The 23736-nt window shown below is 61.6% G+C and carries 19 protein-coding genes and 6 pseudogenes; 14 read left to right on the forward strand and 11 right to left on the reverse strand.

The features are described 5' to 3' along the window. Positions 1–102 precede the first annotated feature (102 nt). From JFU04_RS14465 to JFU04_RS14495, 7 genes and pseudogenes are all read left to right on the forward strand, one after another. Positions 103–450: pseudogene (locus JFU04_RS14465) on the forward strand (hypothetical protein); the annotation flags it as partial. Further along, positions 447–962: pseudogene (locus tag JFU04_RS14470) on the forward strand (DUF1214 domain-containing protein); the annotation flags it as partial. The pseudogenes JFU04_RS14465 and JFU04_RS14470, both read left to right, overlap by 4 nt. A gap of 13 nt (positions 963–975) precedes the next feature. Beyond that, a complete protein-coding gene (locus JFU04_RS14475; RefSeq protein WP_201144531.1) occupies positions 976–2376 on the forward strand; it encodes a DUF1254 domain-containing protein in 1401 nt (466 codons plus the stop codon). Between the two features lie 74 nt (positions 2377–2450). After that, a pseudogene (locus JFU04_RS14480) lies at positions 2451–2789 on the forward strand (transporter); the annotation flags it as partial. Next, a pseudogene (locus tag JFU04_RS14485) lies at positions 2785–3278 on the forward strand (hypothetical protein); the annotation flags it as partial. The pseudogenes JFU04_RS14480 and JFU04_RS14485, both read left to right, overlap by 5 nt. A 43-nt stretch (positions 3279–3321) precedes the next feature. Further along, positions 3322–4869, forward strand: coding sequence for a J domain-containing protein (locus JFU04_RS14490; protein WP_201144533.1), 1548 nt, complete (start codon positions 3322–3324; stop codon positions 4867–4869). Next, positions 4866–5840, forward strand: coding sequence for a DUF3829 domain-containing protein (locus tag JFU04_RS14495; protein WP_201144535.1), 975 nt, complete (start codon positions 4866–4868; stop codon positions 5838–5840). The genes JFU04_RS14490 and JFU04_RS14495 overlap by 4 nt, the downstream gene beginning before the upstream one ends. A 3-nt stretch (positions 5841–5843) precedes the next feature. Here the strand turns inward: JFU04_RS14495 and JFU04_RS14500 are convergent. Further along, a pseudogene (locus tag JFU04_RS14500) lies at positions 5844–6515 on the reverse strand (DUF3313 domain-containing protein). Between the two features lie 172 nt (positions 6516–6687). On the opposite strand from JFU04_RS14500, the pseudogene JFU04_RS14505 reads away from it, so the two are divergent. Next, positions 6688–7518, forward strand: a pseudogene (locus tag JFU04_RS14505) (multiheme c-type cytochrome); the annotation flags it as partial. Between the two features lie 11 nt (positions 7519–7529). Then, entirely contained in the window at positions 7530–7625 is a 96-nt protein-coding gene (locus tag JFU04_RS30645) for a hypothetical protein (protein WP_446739698.1), read from the forward strand. A 45-nt stretch (positions 7626–7670) separates the two neighbouring features. Here the strand turns inward: JFU04_RS30645 and JFU04_RS14510 are convergent, their stop codons facing one another. The 5 genes from JFU04_RS14510 to JFU04_RS14530 all read right to left on the reverse strand — a co-directional run bounded on the left by JFU04_RS14510 (position 7671) and on the right by JFU04_RS14530 (position 12531). After that, a complete protein-coding gene (locus JFU04_RS14510; protein WP_065905406.1) occupies positions 7671–8165 on the reverse strand; it encodes a hypothetical protein in 495 nt (164 codons plus the stop codon). 172 nt (positions 8166–8337) lie between these two features. Then, entirely contained in the window at positions 8338–8679 is a 342-nt protein-coding gene (locus JFU04_RS14515) for a hypothetical protein (protein WP_201144537.1), read from the reverse strand. A gap of 216 nt (positions 8680–8895) precedes the next feature. After that, entirely contained in the window at positions 8896–9438 is a 543-nt protein-coding gene (gene idi, locus JFU04_RS14520) for an isopentenyl-diphosphate Delta-isomerase (protein ID WP_106803804.1), read from the reverse strand. A 64-nt stretch (positions 9439–9502) separates the two neighbouring features. Next, positions 9503–10309, reverse strand: a complete 807-nt coding sequence (locus JFU04_RS14525; protein WP_201144539.1) for a class I SAM-dependent methyltransferase — start codon at positions 10307–10309, stop codon at positions 9503–9505. Continuing rightward, positions 10306–12531, reverse strand: a complete 2226-nt coding sequence (locus JFU04_RS14530) for a cytochrome P450 (protein WP_201144541.1) — start codon at positions 12529–12531, stop codon at positions 10306–10308. Before JFU04_RS14530 ends, JFU04_RS14525 begins: the two co-directional genes overlap by 4 nt. Before the next feature lie 437 nt (positions 12532–12968). On the opposite strand from JFU04_RS14530, the gene JFU04_RS14535 reads away from it, so the two are divergent. After that, a complete protein-coding gene (locus JFU04_RS14535; RefSeq protein ID WP_120448653.1) occupies positions 12969–13661 on the forward strand; it encodes an aspartate/glutamate racemase family protein in 693 nt (230 codons plus the stop codon). Here JFU04_RS14535 and JFU04_RS14540 read toward each other — a convergent pair. From JFU04_RS14540 to JFU04_RS14555, 4 genes are all read right to left on the reverse strand, one after another. Continuing rightward, the gene (locus tag JFU04_RS14540; protein ID WP_065905411.1) at positions 13658–14170 is read right to left on the reverse strand and encodes a GNAT family N-acetyltransferase; all 513 of its coding nucleotides are present in this window, start codon (positions 14168–14170) and stop codon (positions 13658–13660) included. The two genes, JFU04_RS14535 and JFU04_RS14540, sit on opposite strands and share 4 nt — an antisense overlap. Before the next feature lie 61 nt (positions 14171–14231). Continuing rightward, complete coding sequence (locus JFU04_RS14545; RefSeq protein ID WP_201144543.1) at positions 14232–15302, reverse strand: DUF1176 domain-containing protein; 1071 nt, start codon at positions 15300–15302, stop codon at positions 14232–14234. 53 nt (positions 15303–15355) lie between these two features. Continuing rightward, positions 15356–16495 carry a glycerate kinase gene (locus tag JFU04_RS14550; protein ID WP_201144545.1) on the reverse strand — a complete coding sequence of 380 codons (1140 nt, stop codon included), beginning with the start codon at positions 16493–16495 and terminating at the stop codon, positions 15356–15358. 91 nt (positions 16496–16586) lie between these two features. Next, positions 16587–17693, reverse strand: coding sequence for a sugar diacid recognition domain-containing protein (locus tag JFU04_RS14555; protein ID WP_120448657.1), 1107 nt, complete (start codon positions 17691–17693; stop codon positions 16587–16589). Positions 17694–17867: 174 nt separating this feature from the next. Between JFU04_RS14555 and JFU04_RS14560 the strand changes: the two genes are divergently transcribed. After that, a complete protein-coding gene (locus tag JFU04_RS14560) occupies positions 17868–19178 on the forward strand; it encodes an MFS transporter (protein WP_106803796.1) in 1311 nt (436 codons plus the stop codon). 99 nt (positions 19179–19277) lie between these two features. Here JFU04_RS14560 and JFU04_RS14565 read toward each other — a convergent pair whose 3' ends face one another. Continuing rightward, positions 19278–19982, reverse strand: a complete 705-nt coding sequence (locus JFU04_RS14565) for an SDR family oxidoreductase (RefSeq protein ID WP_201144547.1) — start codon at positions 19980–19982, stop codon at positions 19278–19280. A gap of 101 nt (positions 19983–20083) precedes the next feature. Here JFU04_RS14565 and JFU04_RS14570 point away from each other — a divergent pair, with 101 nt between their 5' ends. The 3 genes from JFU04_RS14570 (at position 20084) to JFU04_RS14580 (ending at position 23176) form a co-directional block, all read left to right on the forward strand. Beyond that, complete coding sequence (locus JFU04_RS14570; RefSeq protein ID WP_201144549.1) at positions 20084–20995, forward strand: LysR family transcriptional regulator; 912 nt, start codon at positions 20084–20086, stop codon at positions 20993–20995. Positions 20996–21115: 120 nt separating this feature from the next. Further along, the gene (locus JFU04_RS14575) at positions 21116–21979 is read left to right on the forward strand and encodes a hypothetical protein (RefSeq protein ID WP_120448660.1); all 864 of its coding nucleotides are present in this window, start codon (positions 21116–21118) and stop codon (positions 21977–21979) included. A 186-nt stretch (positions 21980–22165) separates the two neighbouring features. Then, positions 22166–23176, forward strand: a complete 1011-nt coding sequence (locus tag JFU04_RS14580; protein WP_065905427.1) for an aldo/keto reductase — start codon at positions 22166–22168, stop codon at positions 23174–23176. Positions 23177–23736: the final 560 nt, after the last annotated feature.

Here is a 23736-nt window from a genome sequence, read left to right on the forward strand (position 1 = left end):
AGCTGCTAATTTCAATCGACAGGTCCTACAGCGTTTATGACGCAGGGCAGCCCGAGCACGTAGATGTAGTCGGGCAAGTCGCCATGGAATTGGGGAATTGTCATGTCCAGATCACCGTTTGTTCCGGCATTGATGCTGGCAGCGTTCACCATGCCGACGTTTTCTGCACACGCCGATACCGCCGATACCGCCAACAAGAGTAACAACCCGCTCAATCTGGCACCGGGCGCCAACTTGCAGGACTACTACACGCCCAGGTTGTATGACAGTAACGCGCACACCAATGACCTGTTGCTGCGCGATACATTGCCGATTGCACCGTCGGACTTCATCGGCGTGCCGCAGTTGTTGCGTGCCACGCTGCCGATCAGCACCCGCCCGGATCCGCACAGTGGCTACAGCACCGGCATCGGCGACCTCAACCTGTTCGATATTTTCCTGCTCAAGACCGGCAGTGGGACACAGTGCTGAACATCGTCGAACCCTCCCAGCATCTTGGCTACTACGACCAGCTATGGGAACGCAGCGCCTGGTTCTACGAGGCGGTCACCAACACCAAGGGCATGGTGTCCAAGACCCCGGGCCTGGGCCAGACCTACCTCGGCGCCTACACCGATAAAGACGGCCAATGGCTAGACGGCGGCAAACACTACACGCTGCATGTAGGCGCCAATCCACCCGCCAGGCAATTCTGGTCACTGACCGTCTACGACATCGACAGCCGCTGCCTGATCGACAACCCACAACGCAAAGCCGACCTGTCTTCACGCCAGGATTTACAGAAAAACCCCGATGGATCGATCGATCTTTACTTCGGACCGCACGCGCCAAAAGACTTCGAGAGCAACTGGGTGCAAACTCTCCCCGGCAAACATTGGTTCAGCTATTTCCGACTGTACGCGCCGACCGAGGCCTACTTCGATAAAAGCTGGAAACTCGACGACATCACCCCAGTTCCCTAAGAGACGCAACAACATGATCAGAAAACCGACGCGCCTGCTGTTGGCGAGCCTCTCGATACTCATGAGTACCGGCGCCTGGGCCGATTTCACCGCGACGCCCAGCGAAGCCCGGGCCATTGCCAAGGAAGCCTACTTGTATGGCTACCCGGTGGTGGAAATGTACAAGACGCTCTACACCCAAGCCGTCGACAAGGGCGGTGCCAACTTCAAGGCACCGTTCAACCACATCGGCAACACCGCCCAGGTCTTCACGCCCAAGGACAGCGCTTTCGTCACCCCGAACTCGGACACGCCCTACTCCTTTGTCTGGCTGGACCTGCGCAGCGAGCCACAAGTGCTGACCCTGCCCAAGATCGAAGACAACCGTTACTACTCGGTGCAGCTGATCGACCTCTACACGCAGAACTTCGCTTACCTGGGCACGCGCAGCACCGGCAATAACGGCGGCCACTACATGATCGCCGGCCCGGACTGGAAAGGTCAGCAGCCGGTCGACATCGACCGCGTGGTCTACAGCGAAAGCAACATCGCCTACGCCCTGTACCGCACGCAATTGTTTGACGAGAAGGACCTGAACAAGGTCAAGCAGATCCAGAATGGCTACAAGGTGCAGCCGCTGAGCAGCTACGTGAAGCAAGCGGCGCCGGCCAAGGCACCGAAGATCGAATGGCCCAAGCCCATGGCGACCATGACCGAAGGCCCGCAGCTGTTTCGCTACCTGAACTTCATGCTGGCCTTCGCCGCCCCCCAGGACAGTGAAAAAGACCTGCTGGCGCGCTTTGCCAAGATCGGTATCGCCCCCGGCGCGCCGTTCAAGGTCAAGGACCTGACGGCTGAACAGCGCAAGTCCCTGGAAGAAGGGATTGCCGACGCCCGCGCCGAATTCGCCGCCTTCAAGAAAGACAAGGTCGACACCCACCAGGTCAGCAGCGGTGACCTGTTCGGCAGCCGCGATCACCTGCAGAACAACTACCTGTACCGCTACGCCGGTGCGGACATGGGGATTTTCGGCAATTCCACCGATGAGGCCGCCTACCTGGGTTACTTCGTCGACAGCGAAGGCAAGCCGGCCAACGGCGCACGCCACAGCTACACCGTGCATTTCGCCAAGGACCAGCTGCCACCGGCCGACGCGTTCTGGTCGCTGACCATGTACGACGGCAAGACCAAGCTGCTGGTGCCCAACCACAAGAAACGCTACCTGATCAATTCGCGCATGCTGCCCAACCTCAAGCTGGACACCGATGGCGGCCTGACCCTGGCGTTGCAGCATCACGAACCACCGAAGGCCGAGCAGAGCAACTGGCTGCCGGCCCCACCCGGTCCGTTTTACGCGGTACTGCGGATTTACCTGCCCAAGCCTGAGGTAGGTAATGGTCAATGGAAACTGCCGCCCTTGACCCCGTTGAAGTAGCACTGCCTGCCCGGTCGCAACAGGGGTAGACCGGGCATGTAGCCCCAGATATCAGGCCGACAAGGAGTAGCGCCATGATTTCACGTGGCCGACTGAGTGCGTTTTGTGCATCGACATTGGCCCTGATGCCAGGCATGGGATTTGCCGACAACGCCAGGGACTGGCAGAACACGCCCACCGACTTGAACATGGTGTTCGGCTATTACAACCGGGTCGACACCAACACCCCCATCGACACCACGCTGCCGATCACCGGCCTGTCGTTGAATGCCGACCTCTACCTGTTCCGCTACGCGCGCTCATTCGGCATTGACGGGCGCAACAGCGCCATTCAGTTCATCCAGCCGTACGCGGATGTCTCGGCGTCGTTCGACAATGCGCGCTTCTTCGACGGCATCAAGCACAACGGCGGGTGACCCGGGCGTGGAGGTACGCCTGCGCGACGGTCGCCAGGAACTGCTGCGCAACCCGCAAACCTATGACCTGATCACCCTGGAACCGCCGCTGCCCTCCGCCGCTGGCATGGTCAACCTGTATTCCCAAGACTTCTACCAACTGGCGGCCACGCGCCTGGGCAAACAGGGCCTGCTGGCGCAATGGCTGCCGATGCATTGCCGGTCACCGACGACCAGCCGCGCATCGAATACGCGCCATGGGTGCGCAGCCAGGAGATCACGCGGGTGCTGCCGGCGTTGCTCGACCTGCGGGTGCCGGCGCCGCTGGTCAACGCCGATGCAGCCTTCACCCGCACCGTGGCCGCCGAGCAGCAACGCCTGCTGCAGTTCTACCGCGCGAGCCTGCATGCCTACGACGGCGACCGCGATGCCTGGGGCCGGGATATTCGCGATGTTTTGCCGCAAGACAGCGCCACCCCCTACTACCGCTGGTTTATCACCCCGTAAAACAGGTAATGTGCGCGCGATTGTTTAGGGAGTTGCACCGCACATGACTTGCTGGAATGTCCTTGGCCTGCCGCCGGATGCCGATAGCCGCACGATCAAGCGCACTTACGCGGCGCTGCTGAAGAAGACCCGGCCGGATGACGACCCCGAGGGTTTCCAGCGCCTGCGCGAAGCCTATGAGGCCGCGCTGACGTGGAGCGAGGACCCGCAAGAAGCCGACGAAGTCATCATCGAGACCCGTGGCGAGACCCTGGCCGAGCGTTACCAGGCGGCGCTCGGTAGTGGCGGCGCCCTGCACTTCGAAATCCACCTGCTGCTGCGCGACATCGAAGGCGACCTCAACCCCGAAGACACGCGCTGGGCCTTTGAAACGTTCAACTGGCTGACCGCCTGGCAGCGCCTGGAGTTGCCCGCCGAGCTGGTCGAGAAGCTCGAGCGCAAACACCGCGCGGCCTTGCAGCAACCGCTGCGCGAGGCTCTGGAGCACAAGGATGAGGCGGCGTTCCTGGCCGCTTATGCAGCGCGCGACGAGCACCCTTGGGTGAACAATCACCCACATGCCGAGTGGTTCAACCAGTGGCTGGCGCGGCTGCTGGCGCAGAGTCACTACTGGTCGAGCGCCGTATTCGAGGCAGTCTGCGCCGGCCAGCACTGGCACGGCGGCGCGGGTCATGAGTGCCCGGCAGACGAGTGGACGCTGCTGTTGCGGCGCCAGCAAGCGCCTATCTTCATGGCGCGCCAGCGTGCCCTGGCGGCCGAAGCCCCCAACACCCCGCAACAACGGGCCGCGCGGTTGCTGCTGGCACCGCTGAGCCTGGGCCAGCGGCGTGCCTTCGCCCAGCGCTTCAACGAGCACGACTGGAAAGCCTGCCAGGCGCTCAGCGCCGACATCTACGCCGACCACGTGGCCGAAGCCGAGGCGATGCCCGGCGGCACTGTGTATTTCTGGCAAGGCTGGGACACGGCGATGGACACCTGGCCGTGGATCGTCGCGCTGGTGCTGAGTTGCCTGGTCGGCGCGCTGGCAAAGACCGAAACCCTGGCCGGCAACGTGGTACCGACGCTGGGCTACGGCGTGTTGTGGGCATTCGCCGCAGTGATCGGCGCCGGCGTGGCCTGGCAGGCCTGGCGCCCGCTGGCCCATCAGTACCGCGTGCTGGATGAGCAGCTCAGTCAACGCCTGCCCCGCTGGCTCAGCCCTACACACTTGCCATTGTTGCCGATACGGGACCTGGTGCCTGGACTGATCCTCGCCGCCACGCTGGGGTATGTCTTCAGCCCGTTTGCCAGCCTGACACTGGTGGCGGTGCTGGCGCTTATCGGCGTGATCAAGCGACCCTTGATGAACAGCCACACCCCGTGGACCGCGCACAATCCGCGCTGGGCCGCACTGGGCATGGCACTCTTGGTGATCCTGGGGATTGTGCTGTACGCGGGCCTGGCCCTGCTCGACAGCCAGCACCGCGTCACCCGCAACCAGGGCCTGCAACCCTGGACCGAACGCCTGTGCAGTCGCATGCCGCGCACCGACACCGCGTGCCAGGCCCCCGCCACCGAGGCGCAGTGGTATGGACAGGAGGCTACGCAATGAATCCGAAATGGCTGGTGCCTATCGGCCTGGTGCTCGGCCTGGGCTTGCTCGGCGTAGCCGGCGCCACCAAACCGCTGCAATACGCCCAGTTGTGGCTCGACCAGCGCGACAGCCCCTACACCGCGGCGGCCAGCGCAATTGCGCCGATCATTGATTGCGTAAACCGCGTCGATCGCGAAACACGCCTGGCCTACTACTTCATGAGTACCGGGCAGGAGGAAGTGCGCAGCTACGATAAATTCGGCGACCGCAACGAGCCCGATGCCCGCTACATCCGCGCGTCGGTCTGCTCTGAGCTGTACACCCTGAAACTGCGGCGCCAGCAACCCGACAGCCCCCTGCTCGGGCCCGCCGCGACCTACGCGGCCAGCCTGAACAGCTTCACCTCGCTGGCTGATCGAGTCACGCTGCCGGAGTGGACGTCTGCCGCGCAGCAAATCCTCGTCGAAGCCGTGCGAAAACAGTATGCGTTGCAACTGGCCGAGAAAGGCCAGGACTACCTGGCGGCCTCGACCGCGCTGCGCACGCCGCTGGAGCAGGCCGACATGGCGGTGCGCCCGGCGCAGCTGGCGTTGATCGAGGCACGCTTCGGCCGGGACATGCACTGGCAGGTGCTCAATTACATGATCGCCGCGCGCCAGGCCGTGAACCAGATCGAGCAAGGCATGCGCAACGCCAGCCTGACGCCGCCTGCCGTGGCAGCCTTGGCCGACACCGTGCAACAGGCGGCAGACAGCGCCCGCGCCTATGTGCGTACCCATCCGGGCGACAAGCTCGACGAAGAAGCCCATTTTCTCTGGTACACCCTGAACGAGCCGGCCGACGCGTACCTCTCAGCCTTGCGCACGCTCACCCAACACTGGCACGAACACGCCCCACCGCAGCAACTGAGTGACGACTATTACCTCGTCACCCGCCGCTACGATGCCCTGCTCAGCTACTACAACAAACCGGCCAGGAATGCGTTTTAAGCGTCAGTGCTTTTTCAGCTTCAGGTAAGACTGATGCAGGTCCGATGCCCAGCCATCAATGACGCTTTTGACATCGTCGGCCTTCATCACCTGCGAGTCGTTCGCCAGTGGCTTGCCGGTGCCTTTGCGCACGACTTGGGCGAGCACCTTGCCACTGGCGCCGTCGAGGAACTGCGCCTCGGTGCCGAGGGTGGTTTCCTGGTCGCGGATGCCGGTGCCGGTACTCACCGCGGCCGCCACCAGGGCAACCGGAATGTACTCATACGGCTTGAGGGACTGGGTCTTGCTGCTTACCGCTGTGATCGCCGCACGCACCACTATCACGCCAGGGCCGGGGGCATTGGCCAGCGGCAAAGACTTCGCCAGCTCACGCTTGAGCGCCTGGTTGTAGTAGGTGTTGATGCCATTGAGGGTGTTGTCCGGGATTTTCGCGGTGGCCTGGGGCTTGGGGTAGAACTGGGTCGGTTCGATGTACACCGCGTTGTAGCGACTCAGGTCCAGCTTGGGATCGACCCAGCGCATCACTTCGGCCCCCGAAGGCGACTGGGCCTCCTTGAGCTGGCTGTAGTCGGAGAGAAAGCCCGAGTACTCATCCGGTTATGTGACCTTGCTGGCGCAACCGCTCATGGCGAGGGTTGCGACGCACACAGCGCTGATCATTAGCCCTAGTTTCATCATTGAACTCCCTGGCGGTCTTCGTCAAAACACTGAGCTGTAGGTATAGCCAATCCTGGCGAAATAGTGCTTTTTTCACCTGCCCGTTTGACAGGACTGTGGCCAGCGTCAAAGCTGCACGGAGCTTAAGCACGCCGTAGAGCTTCCATGCATCAAGACAGCGGAAGTCGGAATGCCCAAGCCCAAACAAGCACCTGTCGTACCCCACCGTGATTCGCCCCGTCGTTACCTGTACCCCGTGCTGATTGTGCTGCTGTTGGCGGCCATGGCCGGGATCTGGTTTTTCCTGCAGGCCAGCGCGCCTCGGTTACCGGCTCCGGCGCCCGTGGCGGCGACCAAACCGGTGGTCATCGCGCCCCCTGCGCAGATGGTCGACGAGCAGCAGTGCCAGGGCTGCCACCAGGCCCAGGCCAAGGACTGGCAAGGTTCGCACCACCAGCTGGCGATGCAGCCCGCCACGCCGCAGACGGTCCCGGCGGATTTCAACAACGCCTCGTTCAGTGCCGAAGGTGAAACCACGCGGTTCTATCAACGCGGCGATGAGTTCTGGGTCAACACGCCGGGCAGCGATGGCAAGGCGGCCGACTTCAAGGTGGCCTACACCTTTGGCATCGCGCCGTTGCAGCAATATCTGCTCGAAGTCGGCGACGGGCGCTTGCAGGCCCTGGGCGTGGCCTGGGATACACAGAAAGGCCGCTGGTTTCATCTCTATCCAGGCCAGGGCGTCACCTTCAAGAACCCGTTGCACTGGAGCAAACCCAAACAGAACGCCAACTTCATGTGCGTGGAATGCCACACCACCGGCTACAAACGCAACTTCGATGCGTTCAACAACCGCTTTAACAGTCAATGGAACAGCCTCGGCGTGGGCTGCCTGGCCTGTCATGGCCCGGCCTCCAACCACCTGCAGTGGACCGCCAAAAACACTGATGCGGTGCACGCCGGGTTTACCGTGGATTTGAGGAAGACCTGCTCAAGCGTCAGCCCTATCACCGCACTGCGCGGCTGTCGCTGATCCAGTACTACCTGGAAAATGGCCAGGAACCCAAGGCGCAGGCCGTACTGCAAAGCTGGAAGGCGCTCAACCCCGGCGACCCGGCGCTGAAATAGATACGTCCTCAGTCGGCACCGACGTGCCGGCGAGGGCCGTGTGCCTCAGCCGCGTTCGCGCGGAATCAGGCTCTGCAATTGCGAGGCGAGGAAGTTGGCGTCGAAGGCAAAAGTGTCCGGGTCTTTCAGGCCGTTGGTTTTCTTCCAGATCCAGTCATTTTTATCCGCCGCCAGCACCAGCGACACACTGCCGTGGCGCGCAGCGGTCAGGCCCATCACGGCCACGGAAATCAAGCCGCCCACGCCCATCACGTCCGGCACGAACTCCACCGGTTTGCCGGTGATCTGCACGGTCAGCTTCTCGGTCTTGAAGGTCGAGGCCTCGACCGGCACGCTCGGCCCGCTGGCCACATAGGGCTCACGGTGGACTTCGAGCAACCCCACCTGCTTGACCGGTTCGAGCCACTGCTCGATCTGCCCGAACAACTCGCTGAGCTTGTGCGTCCAGCGCGCCGACTGCAGGTCAAATTGTTGTTTTTTGTGCGCTTCGCTATCAGCGTAATGACGAAGCATCTCGCCCAGTTGCTGTACATCGTCCATTGCGGATTTCCTTGGGTGAGCCAGATTGCGAAGCCCGATCATGGCAGATGCGGCCACTCAGCGTATGACTAAACACCAGCGTGAGGCGCGGCTCGTCGCTGACCGTTGGATCAACTCCAACCCGGGCGCCCCGGCCTCAACGTGGAATGCAATGGAAGGTGCGGTTGACGTGTCAGCCCTGGGCTGGCGTTTCAGCGGCGGGATATTGCGCCACGGCTGATCGATGAACGGCGCGCCTGTTAACGTAAGCGCCGTAGTCGATATGCAATTCCTTCGTCTTGGGAAGCTGGCTCTTATCAAGCTCAATCACCATTGGCCGCTTCAAGTTGTCTGGTTGCAAGGTCAGGTAGATCGCAATTCCATGACCCGTCGGCTTACGCAGGAAGAACACCACTTCCTGTTTCTCATCAAGGCCAGGAATCGCCGGCGCGGTGATCGTGAGTTTATCGTCTGTCTCGGTAACCGTGACCGCAGGCAGGGCGTCGAAGCTGAGAAACTCGTAGGTATTTGGCATCTGGCAATCCTCCTCGTATCAATGGATCAAGCCTGCATGGAATAGGCCTGACCTCCATTAACAGCGCCAAAACGCTTACCGTCTACTGTTAGAATTAACAGGTTTATACCTGTCATGACGGTGGTGCGTGCTACAGGTACACCCTGCAGCACGCGCAAGATTCTCGCCTGGGATTGAGGATTTCAGGGGATTCGCATGACGCCCATTGCGGCTTGATCAGGCCTGCAATACAGGTGTATCGAAAGAGGGATGCTCCGATAAAAGCTGACGCCACTCCATTCGAAACCAGGGAGTGAACTGCCCTTGCGATTCTGAAAGGCGCGCCGATATTTCGGCTCGTGTCCACCACTTGATCTCGCTGACTTCTTCAAGTGCCGGGCTGACCAAAGCGTCAGATTGCGCAACCAATACATGACAAAATTCGTGTTCCGCGCCGATTGAACCAAAGCGCGCATGGTACTCAAAACTGTATAAAAAACGGCACGAGGCCGTGACGCCTAATTCCTCACGCAGACGACGAGCTGCGGCATCCAGGATAGTCTCTCCCGGAGCCGGATGACTGCAGCACGCATTCGACCAGAACCCTGGCCAGAGCATTTTTCCGGCGGCACGACGCTGAAGTAGATGACGCCCATCGCTGTCGATCAGGTGCACTGAAAATGCGCGATGAAGCTTTCCCGCTCCCAGGTGTGCTGTGCGTTTGTCACACACTCCAATCTGTACATCCTGGGCGTCAACTAACACTACATCATTGTTCATTGTGCATTCCCTTCCGTGCAATTACGCATGCCCTCCCCCGCACACTGCTTTCAGTGCGCGAGGTTTACTCAGGTAAGGGGACTTGCCCCCAGGCGCTGACGAACGTCAGCGCTGCCTCGTCGAACCCTGGATCGGCACGCAGGCGGGCCATGGCGTCAAGGTCGTCTTGAGTGAGTAACGCCAGTTTCAGCAGCGCCGGTCCAGCCTGGGCGGTGGTTGCAGCCCAAAAGGCATCGGCGAGGCTGTTGTCACCGATTCGACCTTCGAGGGTACGCTGCCCGACGCTGGAGAGTCCCCGAGCACGTAATCCAGCGGCAAGCGTATCAGCCCAGCGCATGTTGGAGCCGATGGTCTGCTCCAGGAGGGTGACTCCGGCCTCGGCGACTTTTCGAAACAGCGGGTTCGCAGTGCTCAAGCTCGGTTGCAGACTCACGTCTTCGATCACCAACCAACCGCCAGGGCGGACCCAGGTTGCGGCTCGCGTCAAGATTTCTTCGCGTTCGCTGAGGTGACACAGCAGCGCCCGAGCATGCACCACGTCAAAGGAGGCAGCAGGAAAACCATCAGTCGCCGCATTGTGGGTCAGCACCCGAATGCCGGGAATATCGGCCAGGAATCGGGTATCGATGTCAGTGGCGGTGACCGTCGCGTCGAGATATCGCTTGCTCAGCCATCTCGCGAAGGATCCGGCACCGGCGCCGAGATCGAGGATGGCAGGCGTGTGCGCAAGATCCAACTGATTAAAAACCTCCTGGCTCAAGGGGTCAAAGGCACGCTCAAGGGTACGTAAACGTGCCAATTGGCCTGCGTGCTGATCGGCAAGATAACTGCTGGTGTAGCCGGGTTCCTCAGTGAAGTCAGTAGTACTCATAGTGTGACCTCCAGTTGCCCAGGGCATCGATTGAGGAATCCGCGCTCGGTAGGCTTGAACCCAGGAGCCCAGTGCAGGTTTGGAAAGGCCTGTAGCAGCATGCGAGCGCTGATCGTGATCTCCATCCGTGCCAGCATTGAGCCCAGACAGAAGTGGCGCCCCGCGCCAAAGGCGAAATGGCTGGCTGCGTGTTCGGTGCGCGACATGTTGAAAGTGTCCGGATCGGTGAATTGGTCTGGATCACGGTTGGCCGAGCCGATCAGACAGGCCAGGGTCGCTCCGGCAGGAATCGTTCCCGACGGCAGCTCCAGCGATTCACGGGCCTCCCGCAGTACAAGTTGCAAAGGCGGGTTGCGTCGCAGGGTTTCGGCGAGCGCATTATCCATCAGCTCTGGATTGGCCATCACCGCATCTTTGACACCCGGCTCGTTCAGCAGGTTGACAATCAGATTCGCCAGCGCACCGTGACTGGTCTCGCTACCCGCCGTCATCAGGATCGCACAGTAGGATCGGACGAACGTCTCCGACAACGGCTTGCCGTCGATCTGAGCCGCCAGGAGCTGCGAAATCAAATCATCTGAGGGTTCAGAACGGCGGGCGTCGATGTGTGGCTGGATGAAGTCGTAGAAACTGTCTCGGTTGGATAACCCACCGGTCAACAGTGCCGGGTCCTGTCGATAGTTGCCCATATAAGCAAAGCCCACGGCACACCAACGCTTTAGCCGCTCCACTTCCTCGCGGGTTTCAGCCGGGAGACCCAGTGCACGAGCCATCACCCGCACGGGCAGTGCCGCGGTGAAATCGGCAATGAGGTCCACCTGAGGTCGACCCTGCATTTGCGCCAGAAGGTCTGTGGTTACCGCGATGATGGAGGTCTCAAGCGCCGCGAGGGCATTGCTGCGAAACGATGGACTCAGCAACGCTCGGTGCTGAGCGTGCTCGCATCCGTCCATAGTGACAATTGTGTGTCCCAGCAACGGTCCAATCTGCCACCTGTAGTTGTTGTTGCTCGCCCCAGGATGGGTCAGCGCCGCCTTCACATCCACATACCGACTGACCAGCCACACATCAGTGGGCTCGTCGTAAACGATCGGTAACGAGGTACGCAAACGCTCATACAGTGGGTACGGGTCGACTTCGAATTGACGGGATTTAAGGGTCGGCGGGGTCAGTTTCAGATCCACTTGCCGGTTATCCTGTGCCGAAGCGTCGGCAGCTTGCAGGTGATAGCGAGAAACGCTCCGGTGCCAGTCGCCCGCCGCCCGGACAACCTGCCGCAGCCGATCGGGGTCAGTCGCGGCGGACCGCCGATGATTCGCAGGCTGGGCGGCGACCGCGGTGAACTGCGTAACCGCCGTGTTCACCATCTGATGGGCCGATTCAATCGCGGCAGGCCAGTCCAGGCTTCTGGTATCGGCAAGGATCGACACCAGGTTGAAGCGCTCACCACACACCACATCTTTGGCAATCGAATGGATGTCGTTCGTCCAGGCAATTATATCGGCAGCGTGCTCACGCAGCGTGTTCCACCATTCGGTGTCCGCTGCATCCGCGTACGGATCGAGCGTTTCAGCCGCATCGATGAGATCAAAGAAGAACAGTGCGCCGAAAGAGTTACGGCGCAAAGGCAGGTACTCGGCCAACGTGAGCGCCGTGTCGGTTTCCCGCACGCGGACCAGCGTCGACTGCGCTCGCAGATGTTGGATCAAATGCCGCACGAGCCTATTTCGCCAATGGTCGTCCCCCAAGCGCTGGGTCTGAGGCCACAGGTCATCGACCAGAACACTGAGCATCGGGTCATCAAAACGGCTGGTTTCAGCTGCAGGATCAGCCTCGCAACCGTCGGTCAAAGCCTGTACTGCGGTGATGAAACGATCCAGTGCACCTTTTTCCGCCCAAGGGCCATCATCGATTCGGTCATCGAGGATCAGCGCCCACAGGTACCAGCAGACCAGAATCTCGGCTTGTGGCGTGGGCGCCCTTCCGCACAGCGCAATGCCCAGCTCGAGCAGCGCAGTGGTACTCAACCGATGCGCACCGCGGCGTCCGATCAAGCCATACCGCTGCGCCCAGGCGAGAGCATGTGCACGCAACGGCTCACGGTCGGAACGCGGTGGCGGACCAGCGAAAGGCAGATGGATTTCGGGAATAATGAGCGGTGTCGGTGATAAGTGATCGCGTTGGCCGGTGCCGGGATCGCCTTCGCAGGGTTGCGATGCCATGAGGGATTCCTCCTGAATCAACTTTTTATAAGATTGGGCTCCGGCTGCAACGCCTGCCGTCACGACGAAGCAGAATAGATCGTAGTTTCTTCAACCGGCCTGATCTTACTTGAAGATAATCTCTTGAAATGTGGGCATTGCCTTAAGTCGACCCGGACAATGCCTCTCAGAGTGTGGGGGGGTGAACCGCCATCCCTACCCCTCCCGTCCCAGCGGTCTGGCAGGTGTATTGATTGCTCGCCACTGCTGATTAGATACGCGCATTGATTCGAAATATACTGTCATTTCTTACAGGTATGGACGAGTCCCCCAGCACGCTGGCTGCGATCGGCAAACGCCGTTGTTTGAACTGCTATGGTGAATGAGTTGACAACTGCGTATGACTAATCGGCAGCCGCTGGGTAAGGTGAAGCGACTTTCCTTGTCAGGAGCATCGCATGCGCACTATCGGCCTTATCGGCGGCATGAGCTGGGAGTCCAGCGCCGAGTACTACCGCATCATCAACCAGCGCGTGCGCGACCAGCTCGGCCCGCTGCGCTCGGCGCAACTGTTGATGTACAGCGTAGATTTCGGCCCGATGGAACAAGCCCAGCATGCCGGACGCTGGGATGATGCCGCGCTGATCCTCGAAGATGCCGCGCTTCGCCTGCAGGCCGGTGGCGCCGAGTGTGTGGTGTTGTGCACCAACACCATGCATTTGGTCGCGCCGCGCATCGAGGCGGCGGTGTCGATTCCCTTCCTGCATATCGCCGATGCGGCCGGCGCCGCTGCCGTGGCCGCCGGCACGCTGACCGTCGGCTTGCTCGGCACGGCGTTCACCATGGAGCGGGACTTTCTCAAGACGCGCCTCGCCGCCCAGGGCCTGACCGTGCTGGTGCCGGACGCCGACGAGCGCCAGGCCGTGCACCGGATCATCTATGACGAATTGTGTGTCGGCGTGATCAGCGATGCGTCACGCGCGGTCTACCTGCGGGTGATCGAAGGCCTGGCCGCACGGGGCGCCCAGGCGATCATCCTCGGTTGCACGGAAATCAGCCTGCTGGTCAAGCCCGAGCACAGCACGCTGCCGCTGTTGGACACCACCGAGCTGCATGCGCAGGCTGCGGTGGCGTTTGCACTGCAGGATTAAGCTGATTGGCGCAGGCGCGCCATGCTCAAGGTGTCGACAAAAACACCGTCACGCAGGGCGTAGTCGCGCATGCGCCCTTCGACTTCGAAGCCGAACTTGCGATACAGGTGATGCGCGGCTTCGTTGTCGGCGTACACCGTCAGTTCCACGCGGCGCAGGTTCATCCAGTTGTCTGCCACGTCCAGCGCGGCGGCCAACAAGCGCGAACCGACGCCCTTGCCCTGCCAGGCCGGCGCCACGCCCATGCCAAACGAGCCGACATGCGCACGGCGCACGCGCGGGTACTGTTCCAGGCCCAGCTGGCCAATGACCTCGCCGCCGTGCACGGCGACCAGTTGTAGCCGGCGCTCATTGTCGGTGACTAGCTTGTTGCGCCAGGCCTCTACCGACTGAAACGGCATCTGCAGCACCTGTCGGCACACGGCCGGATCGTTATAGAGCGCAGCCACGCCTTCGAGGTGGGTTTCGCCAAAGCGCTGGATCACGATATGCGGTTCAGGGGCGTGCATGGTGTTTCATCCTTTGAAAGACACGTGGCCGACCAGTGTAGAGGCCATGCGCGCTGCCTGGCTAGGGCGCCGGCAGGGTTGTCCACAACGCCGGCCAATCCCCGTAGGGGCTCCCGGTGCAGCGCGGCATCATCTTAAACTCACGCAACTGGAACGCCTTGCCGTCAAAGACCCAAACCCCGCCCGCACCGCAATCACCGATCCCGCGCAGCTTGTAGAAATAACTCAAGGTGCCGGTGGTTTCGTCATACCCCACGGAGCCTTCGAACGCGGTGCCGTCCAACGGCAAAGGCTGAATGCTCAGCAACGTTTCGGTGTAAGGCGGCTTGCGCTCACGGCTGCTGATTTCGTACTCGCAGTTGTAGGCCGCGCAGTCAGTGCGCACCACCATCATGGCCTGGTCGGCACTCAAGGCCCCGGCCTCGGCGTCGGGTTTCATTTCGGTGTCGGTGTTGGTCAGCGCCTTGATCGCCGCCGCAGCCAGGCCGGCCTGTTCTTGCGCGGTCAGCGCGGGTGCGGTCGGGAACTTGCGCAGCACCGGGGTCGGCTGGCGAGCCGGCACCTCACTGGCAGCGGCCTTGCCCGGCCGGGCCAGCGCGGTGACGTTGTCTACCCGCCCCTGCACCGCGTCCATCAACAACAGCGAAGCACTCAGCCCGCTCAGCGACACCTTGGCGTTTTCATCGCCAGGCAACTGCAGGCGCTGGCCATTGCGCAACCGCTGCAACCAGCGCCGCGCCGGCGCGTCCTCGATGACGCTGTAGAAGTGCATCTCGGGGTCGCCGCCTTCATCGTCCAGCTCCACATGCAAGTCGCGCGTCAATGCCTGCCCCAAGGGTTGGCCATCCAGCAGCAAGGTGGAAAGGTCGAGGTCTTCGCCGCGGTGATCAAAGCGCAGGCGCAAGTACCCTTCGGGACCTGCCTGGTGAAAGATATGCAAGGTCAGCGAACTGTAGTCTTCTTCATCGACGCCGCTGGGTGAACTGAGCACGTGGCAATTGCGCAAGTTGTCGCAACCGGTGACCCAGTTTTTGATTTCCCGCAGCAGCGGTACGGTTTCAGTCGCGGGTTGGGCGAGGACGTGAGGGCTGATACCAGCCAGCAGCATGGCCAGGAATGCGGGGCGCAGCATGGGGACTCTCCGTGTCAAAAAGGCGCGGATTGTCCCATGTTCAAGGGTTCAAGTCAGCGCCCGGCAGCCGTGCGCCATACCCGCGCAATATCCGCCGCGCGCTCGGCCAACAATCGCGGGGCTTCACTGCAGGCCTGCTCCAGGCTCATCGGGCCCGATGGCAAGGCAAACGCGGCATTCACACCGTGGGCGTACATCTGTTCGTAGCCATCGCCCAGGGTGCCAGCGATGACAATCACCGGCACCCCATGTTGGCGGGCAATACGCGCGACCCCGAACGGGGTTTTGCCGCGCAGGGTCTGGGCGTCGAAGCGGCCTTCACCAGTGATCACCAGGTCGGCGCCCCGTACGGCGTCGTCCAGGCCGACCAGCTCGGCGACCACGTCCACACCGGCCCGGAACTGCGCACCGAGAAACGCCTTGGCGGCAAAACCCAGGCCGCCGGCGGCGCCGCTGCCGGGCTCATCGCGCACATCCTTGGGCAACACCTGGGCACACTGGTCGGCGAAGTGCCCGAGGGCGGCGTCCAGCTGTTGCACCTGCTCGGGATTGGCACCTTTTTGCGGACCGAATATCGCCGACGCGCCGTGGGGGCCGCACAGTGGATTATTCACATCGGCGGCGATTTCAAAGCGTACCTGCGCCAGCCGTGGATCGAAGTTCTCCAGGCTGATCCGCGCGAGCCCGGCCAAGGCCAGGCCACCGGGGGCCAGGGCCTGGTGATCGGCGTCGAACAATTGCACGCCGAGCGCCTGCATCGCGCCGGCCCCGCCATCGTTGGTGGCGCTGCCGCCAATCGCCAGGATGATGCGCTGGGCACCCAGGTCGAGGGCGGCGCGGATCAGCTCACCGGTGCCGAACGTACTGCTGCTGCAGGCGTCCCGCTGGCCCGGCGGCACCAGTTGCAGGCCGCTGGCTTCGGCCATTTCGATAATCGCGGTGTGGCTGTCAGCCAACCACCCCCAACGCGCTTGCACCGTGGCCCCCAACGGACCCCGCACCGCCTGGCGCCGCAACTCGCCGTTGCAGGCCGCGAGCACCGCGTCCACCGTCCCTTCACCACCGTCCGCCATGGGGCACAAGACGCTCTGCGCATCCGGCCAGACCTGCGCCAGCCCGGCGGCAATGGCCTGGGCGACGCCCTCGGCACTCAGGCTGTCCTTGAACGAGTCGGGGGCGATGATGATTTTCATGGGCTTTCTCCGGTTTTTATGACGCCCATGCTGCCAGTTGGCTTCGGGAATGACGCCGGTCCGATGCACAAGTCTGGCTCAGGTTTGTTGTTCATTCCGACAAAGCCTGGGGCAGCAGCTGTACGCCTAGGTAAAGAGCCAGCATGCCGTCCAGGGTCAGCGGATCAACGCCGCTCAGCTCAGCGATGCGCTCCATGCGATAACGCAGGCTATTGCGATGAATGCCGAGGGCGTCGGCGCACGCCTGGCTTTGCCCGTCGTGGTCGCACCAACTGCGCAAGGTCGCGAGCAACTGGCCGTTGGTGTCTTTGGCCAGCACCTTGTGCAGCGGCTTGAGCAATTCGTCCAGGGCATCATCATTGCGATGGCGCCAGAGCATGACGGGCAGGCGATAACGGTTGAGGGTCAGCAGCCGCGATTGCGGCAGGATATCGCGCCCATACGCGAGCAGATCACCGACACGTCGGTAACAGCGGCGCAGCCCCGCCAAGCCATCGGCTTGCCCACCCACGGCCACGCGCAGAATGTGCCAACCCAGGCCTTCGAGCTTTTCCAACAAGCGCGGATTGTCGACCTGCAGCGCGGCAGGCCGACACCACAGCAGCGAAAACTGCGCCGAGCTGACACACCAGCTGTCCGGATAGCGCGAGGTCAGCCAGGCACTCAACGCCTCCGCCGATTGCCCCACACCCAGCTCGAACAGGTACGGGGTGCGCGGCAGCTGCGGCTTGAGGCCCAGTTGTTGCGCCTCGTCCACCAGGCGCGGCGAGTCGCCAGTGTCGGCGAGCAGCAAGGCCAGCAAGTCATCGCAGCGCTGGCGCCGCCATTGTTGTTCGACCTGCTGGTGCCGATGGCTGACGAGCATCTCGGCGGTCATGCGCACCAGCTCGGCGTAAGTGCGCAGGCCTTCCGGCTCACCGGTGATGCCCAGCACGCCGATCAGACGCTGGTCGTGCATCAGCGGCAGGTTGATGCCCGGCTGCACGCCCTTGAGGTGCTTGGCGGTCTGCCCGTCGATCTCGACCACGCGCCCATTGGCCAGGACCAGTTGGGCTCCCTCGTGGCGGGTATTGATGCGCTCCGGTTCACCGCTGCCAAGGATCAGGCCCTGGCTGTCCATGACATTGACGTTGTGCGGCAGGATCGCCATGGTGCGATCGACGATATCCTGAGCCAGGTCATGATCCAGCTCGAACATGGGGCCATCTCCTTGAAAGAAGTGCTTGAAAACGCAGGTTGTTCATCAGCACAGCGCAATTGATGCTTCACTGTGCGCAAGCACAAAGACAGCACCCTGCCACGTGGCTGAGACTCTTTGGGCGATCAACGTTACCTGCGCATCGCGAAAAATCATAATAAAGAGAGACTCCCCATGTCACAGAGCGCCGCTGCCACACTGGCCACCGATGACGATAAAAACGCCATCTACAAGCGCATTACCCTGCGCCTGATCCCCTTCATTTTCATCTGCTATCTGTTCAACTACCTCGACCGGGTAAACGTTGGCTTCGCCAAGTTGCAGATGCTCGATGCATTGAAATTCAGCGAAACCGTGTACGGCCTGGGTGCCGGGATCTTCTTTATCGGCTACGTGCTGTGCGGCGTGCCGAGCAACCTGGCGCTGACCAAATTCGGTCCGAGGCGCTGGATTGCGTTGATGATGATCGTCTGGGGCACCTTGTCCACCTGCCTGCTGTTCGTCACCACGCCGACGCATTTCTACACCCTGCGCCTGTTTACCGGTGCCGCCGAAGCCGGCTTCTTCCCGGGTGTGGTGCTGTACCTCTCGCAGTGGTTCCCGACCTTCCGTCGTGGGCGGATCATGGCGTTGTTCATGTCGGCGATCCCGGTGTCCGGCTTGCTCGGCAGCCCGTTTTCCGGCTGGATCCTCAACCACTTCGCCGCCGGCCAAGGCGGCCTGGCGGGCTGGCAGTGGATGTTCCTGCTGCAGGGCATCCCGACCGTGATCCTCGGCGCCCTCGCCTACTTCCTGCTCAGCGACAGCTTCGCCAACGCCAAGTGGCTCACGCCGCACGAACGCGCGGTGCTGGAAGCCGATCAGGCGACGGACCTGGCGAACAAGCCGAAAACCACCACCGACTCGTTGGCGGAAGTGTTCAAGAATCCGGCGATCTGGGCGTTCGGCCTGATTTACTTCTGCATCCAGAGCGGCGTGTACGCGATCAACTTCTGGCTGCCGTCGATCATCAAGAACCTGGGGTTCAGCGATAACCTGGTGATTGGCTGGCTCAGCGCGATCCCCTACCTGCTGGCCGCAGTCTTCATGCTGCTGGTCGGTCGTTCGGCGGACTTGCGCAAAGAGCGCCGCTGGCACTTGGTGGTGCCGATGTTGATGGGCGCGATCGGCCTGGTGATCGCGGTGAATTTCGCCACCACCCCGGCCATTGCCATCCTCGGCCTGACCATCGCGACGATGGGCGCCCTCACCGGCCTGCCGATGTTCTGGCCAGTGCCGACCGCCATGCTCAGTGCCGGCGCAGCGGCCGGGGGCCTGGCGTTGATCAACTCCATGGGCCAGATGGCCGGCTTCCTCAGCCCGTATATCGTCGGCTTCGTGAAAGATGCCACCGGCTCCACGGATGTGGCGCTGTACCTGCTGGCGGCGGTGATCGTGGCGGGCAGCGTGCTGGCGTTGCGGATGACGCGAACCCTGAAGGCGTAACTTTCATCCTGCAGGAGTCGGCTTGCCGGCGATAAGGCCCAAAGCCTTGCTACGCGCCAGAGGGCGCGATCGCTGGCAAGCCGGCTCCTGCCGGTTCAGTCAGAGCAAGCCGCCGCCGTCGATGTCGATCACGGCGCCGGTCATGAAGCCATTCTCCATGGCCAGCACATACCCCGCCGCCACTTCCCCAGCCTGCCCGACACGCCCTACCGGCAAGGCGCCGCCGGCCTTGGCGAACATCGCCAGGCGCTGCTCCTCGGTCAACCCCGCATAGGCCGGTGTATCAATGACCCCGGGGCTGATCACATTGACGCGCCGTGGCGCGAGCTCTTTAGCCAACTGCTTGCCCAATGCCTCGGTCGCGGCGTTGATGCCGGTCTTGATGAATTGGCCAGCCGCCGCTTTACGCCCCAACTGTCCGGAGGTCAGGCTGATGCTGCCATGCTCGTCGAGAAACGGCAGCGCCAGTTGAATGGCCCGCAGTGAACCCCAGAGTTTCACATTGAAGTTTGCCTGGGCCTCATCCAGGTCGGTCTCGGCCAGCGTCTTGGCGCGCACGGATGGCCCGGATGTATAGACCAGATGATGAAACCGCCCCACGCTTTCGAACAGTCGCTGCAGCGAAGCGGCATCGGTAACGTCTACCGGTTCGCTGCGCAGGCCGTTTTCGTTGCCCGCAGACAAACGACGCCCGGCCAGTACCACTTGGGCGCCCCGTGCTGCAGCGGCCTTGGCCACGGCGGCGCCAATACCGCTGCTGCCGCCGATGACGATCACCGTTTTGCCGTTGAGGGAAGAAGTCATGGAGAAGTGTCCTGGGTCAGAAAGTGAGCGTTCATCTTCCCAGCTTGGCAATCGGCGAAAAATCCCGGTAAAACGACAAGATCTTTAAAGGATTTTTACAAATGAGCTCGATCCTCGATCTGGACGTGTTTGTACGCACCGCCGACACCGGCAGCCTCTCGGCCGCCGCACGCAGCCTTAACCTGACGCCGGCCGCGGCGAGCATCGCGCTCAAACGCCTGGAAACCCGCCTGGGTATTCGCCTGCTCGCACGTTCCACCCGCAGCATGCGCCTCACCGAAGAAGGCCGGCGCTATCTGGACAGCGTGCGCGTGGCGCTGGAAGCACTGTCCGAGGGCGAGCAAGCGATCAAACAGCAAGGCCAGAGCCTCAGCGGCCTGTTGCAATTAGCGGCGCCTTCGGACTTCGGGCGCAATGTATTGCTGGGCTGGCTGGATGAATTCAAGGTCGAACACCCGGCTATCCGCCTGCAACTGCTGCTCAATGACAGCAACGCCGACCTGTTTCGCGACACCGTTGACATTGCCCTGCGCTTTGGCGTGCCCCAGGACTCCAGCCTGGTGGCGCTGCCGGTGGTGCCCGGCCACCACCGCATCGCGTGCGCCAGCCCCGACTACCTCGCACGCCACGGCACACCCCGCACACCGGCGGACCTCGCGCAGCACAGCACGCTGCGCTATATGCGTCGCGGCCGCGCCAACAGCACCTGGTATTTCCGCCAGGGCGCACAGCTGCGGGAGGTCGAGGTCAGCGGTGACTACCTCAGCGATGACGGTGAGATCGTGCGGCGCTGGGCCCTGGCCGGTCACGGTATCGCCTATAAGGCCAACCTGGATGTTGCCCGCGACATCAAAGCAGGCCGGCTGGTGCCTCTCTTAACTGACTGGCAAGGTGAGCCCGCGCCGTTCAACTTGATGTGTCCTCATCGCCTGCAGGTCTCGGAGCGCGTGAAAGTACTGCATGATTTTCTGCAGAGGCGCTGCCAGTCGTTGCTTAACACGACGCACCAGTGACAATTTGGCGATAAAAACGCGGCCGTTTAAACCTGTCATTTATGACAGTATCTGAGTTCATTGACCCCGATTAGCATAGTCATCCCGAAGTACCCTTCACGTTACGCAAGGAACATCGAGATGAAAGCTGAGACAGAGGCACTCACCAGTACAGGCACGCTGACCGCAAAGTTCAGCGGCAGCCATAATCACTCATTCGTATCGGATCCTGACAGGCAACACATTTTCAAAGCGGGCGGCCAATGGCGTTTCAGCGGAGTACAACTGCAAAGCAGCGATCCGCACCAGAACTACTACGGACTCAGTGTGGTATTGCCAGCCAGCCTTGAGGAAAATGGCAAGGACCACACCTACAGCTTCCCCGGCGAGGCCACTGGTTTCGTCTTTACGCCCCATCGCGCAGGGATTTCGGTCTACACGATTGTCAGCGGCAAGATTACCGTTTCCGTACAAAATGACGAGATGAAAGCAGCCTTTCACTTCTCCTCAGCATTGAACAATGACCATGTGGATGTGACTGCCGGCGTGCTCCATTTAAAGGGAGTTTCCTATCCAAGGCTCAATACGGGAACCTTCGAGGGAGAATTCACCAACAGCCCTTTTTTACATAAGCAGTTTGTCGCCGAGAGTGCAGGCATCATCAGTCACGAATCGCCCGTCTTTCCGCACGTGTGGGAAGTTTTTGGCTCGCAGCGCATTGCCCTACCCCTGCCCTCAAATCTTATTGTCAGTATTCAAATAGATAAGAACCTGACCGAGCATGACTATGTCATCGGCCCAGAAGCCAAAGGGGTGTACGTTAATTGCAGCGCCCTGCCTGGGTGGACGTTTTATGTCCACCGCAAGGGAACACTGCATTTCGATTCATTACCCGGCACCGGTCACGCAAAAGGCAAGCTGAATTGCAGTTTCGTTAATCCCCAAGGCGGGGAATTCCAGTTCGACGGTAAGTTTGACGTCCGCGCGCCCTTCTATACCGCCTGACCTGCTGGATACTCAGCGATTGCCTTGAATCATCACCCGCTGATTTCGCTTGCTCCTCAAGCAAGTGTTATCGGCGGTAGGGCCGTGTACGCACATACGAGCAGCAAAACGCGACATCAGGCTTGTTCTAGAGCCTCCCTCTCTGGTATTGCATAGGTCACGTTTCCCTGCCTTGAGGAGCTTTGCATGATTTACCGCACATTAGGCCAGTCCGGACTGAAGGTCAGCGCCCTGACCCTGGGCACCATGATGTTTGGCGAACAGACCAACACCGAGGACTCGCTGCGCATCATCGACAAGGCCTGGGACCAGGGCATCAATTTTATCGACACGGCGGACGTCTACACCGGCGGACGCTCCGAGGAAATCGTCGGCGAGGCCATTGCGCGCCATCGTGAGGATTGGGTGCTGGCCTCCAAAGTTGCCATCGGCCCCACCGACGGCCTGCCCAATCGCAGTGGCTTGAGCCGCAAGCGCATCTTCAATGCGCTGGAAGCCAGCCTGACCCGCCTGGATACCGACTACCTCGACATCTACTACCTGCACCGTGAAGACCACGACACGCCGCTGGACGTCACGGTGTCGGCGATAGGTGATCTTATCCGCCAGGGCAAGATCCGCTATTGGGGCTTGTCCAACTATCGCGGCTGGCGCATCGCCGAAGTGATTCGCGTCGCCGAGCGCCTGGGTGTGGACAAGCCGGTGATCAGCCAGCCGCTGTACAACATCGTCAATCGCCAGGCCGAGGTCGAGCAGATCACTGCGGCCGCCGCCTATGGCTTGGGCGTGGTGCCTTACAGCCCATTGGCGCGTGGCGTACTCAGCGGCAAGTACGCGCCGGATGTAACCCCCGAGGCCGGCAGCCGCGCAGCGCGCCAGGACAAACGCATCCTGGAAACCGAATGGCGCGTGGAGTCGTTGCGCATCGCCCAGCAGATCCAGCAGTACACCCAAGGCCGTGGCGTGGGGACTGTCGAGTTTGCGATTGCCTGGGTGCTCAACAATGCCGCGGTGAGCTCGGCGATTGTCGGGCCGCGCACGGAAGCACAGTGGGATGCCTACATCGGCGCGCTCGACGTGAAGATCTCGGCGGAGGATGAAGCCTTCATCGACTCGCTGGTGACGCCCGGGCACTCGTCCACGCCGGGGTTCAATGATGTGGGGCACTTTGTGTCTGGGCGGATAGCTCGTTTGTAAGCGGGGAAGAGGGCCTTGTAGCAAGCGGGGCTTTTTGTGCTGAGCTGTTTTCTGTGGCAAGCAGGCTTGTTGTGGCAAGCGGGCTTTCTGTGGTGAGCGGGCTTGTGGCTGCAAACAGCTTCATGTGGCAAACAGGCTTCCTGTGGTGGGCGGGCTTTCTGTGGTGAGCGGGCTTCATGTGGTGAGCGGGCTTGCCCCGCGTTGGGTGGCGAAGCCGCCCCAAAACCAGTCGGCGAGGAGTACCTGATCCACCGCGTGCTCGCTGACTGGGGCTGCTTCGCAGCCCAACGCGGGGCAAGCCCGCTCACCACATGAAGCCCGCTCACCACAACAAGCCCGCTCGCCACAACAAACTGGCCCGCCATGGGAAGTGGGTTCATCAAAGGAGGTTTGTCTCTATCACCCGATCCAAACCTTGGCCCATGAAAATTTCCGCGCAACACGGTGAACAGGCTCGGGGCGGTAAACAGGCTTAGTGTGGTGACTAGGCTTTTAGCGGCAGACAGGCTTTATGGGGTGACCAGGCTTCCTGTGGTGAGCGGGCTTGCCCCGCGTTGGGT

Source organism: Pseudomonas sp. TH21 (assembly GCF_016651025.1).
Taxonomy (GTDB): domain Bacteria; phylum Pseudomonadota; class Gammaproteobacteria; order Pseudomonadales; family Pseudomonadaceae; genus Aquipseudomonas; species Aquipseudomonas aylmerensis.

Bases quoted from the DNA above. Each gene is read 5' to 3' on its own strand.
- JFU04_RS14580 (WP_065905427.1), top strand. From the start codon at position 22,166: ATGATTTACCGCACATTAGGCCAGTCCGGACTGAAGGTCAGCGCCCTG.
- JFU04_RS14530 (WP_201144541.1), bottom strand. From the start codon at position 12,531: ATGGCATCGCAACCCTGCGAAGGCGATCCCGGCACCGGCCAACGCGAT.
- JFU04_RS14495 (WP_201144535.1), top strand. From the start codon at position 4,866: ATGAATCCGAAATGGCTGGTGCCTATCGGCCTGGTGCTCGGCCTGGGC.
- JFU04_RS14515 (WP_201144537.1), bottom strand. From the start codon at position 8,679: ATGCCAAATACCTACGAGTTTCTCAGCTTCGACGCCCTGCCTGCGGTC.
- JFU04_RS14565 (WP_201144547.1), bottom strand. From the start codon at position 19,982: ATGACTTCTTCCCTCAACGGCAAAACGGTGATCGTCATCGGCGGCAGC.
- JFU04_RS14510 (WP_065905406.1), bottom strand. From the start codon at position 8,165: ATGGACGATGTACAGCAACTGGGCGAGATGCTTCGTCATTACGCTGAT.
- JFU04_RS14535 (WP_120448653.1), top strand. From the start codon at position 12,969: ATGCGCACTATCGGCCTTATCGGCGGCATGAGCTGGGAGTCCAGCGCC.
- JFU04_RS14540 (WP_065905411.1), bottom strand. From the start codon at position 14,170: ATGCACGCCCCTGAACCGCATATCGTGATCCAGCGCTTTGGCGAAACC.
- JFU04_RS14475 (WP_201144531.1), top strand. From the start codon at position 976: ATGATCAGAAAACCGACGCGCCTGCTGTTGGCGAGCCTCTCGATACTC.
- JFU04_RS14560 (WP_106803796.1), top strand. From the start codon at position 17,868: ATGTCACAGAGCGCCGCTGCCACACTGGCCACCGATGACGATAAAAAC.
- JFU04_RS14545 (WP_201144543.1), bottom strand. From the start codon at position 15,302: ATGCTGCGCCCCGCATTCCTGGCCATGCTGCTGGCTGGTATCAGCCCT.
- JFU04_RS14575 (WP_120448660.1), top strand. From the start codon at position 21,116: ATGAAAGCTGAGACAGAGGCACTCACCAGTACAGGCACGCTGACCGCA.
- idi (WP_106803804.1), bottom strand. From the start codon at position 9,438: ATGAACAATGATGTAGTGTTAGTTGACGCCCAGGATGTACAGATTGGA.
- JFU04_RS14550 (WP_201144545.1), bottom strand. From the start codon at position 16,495: ATGAAAATCATCATCGCCCCCGACTCGTTCAAGGACAGCCTGAGTGCC.
- JFU04_RS14570 (WP_201144549.1), top strand. From the start codon at position 20,084: ATGAGCTCGATCCTCGATCTGGACGTGTTTGTACGCACCGCCGACACC.
- JFU04_RS14490 (WP_201144533.1), top strand. From the start codon at position 3,322: ATGACTTGCTGGAATGTCCTTGGCCTGCCGCCGGATGCCGATAGCCGC.
- JFU04_RS14525 (WP_201144539.1), bottom strand. From the start codon at position 10,309: ATGAGTACTACTGACTTCACTGAGGAACCCGGCTACACCAGCAGTTAT.
- JFU04_RS14555 (WP_120448657.1), bottom strand. From the start codon at position 17,693: ATGTTCGAGCTGGATCATGACCTGGCTCAGGATATCGTCGATCGCACC.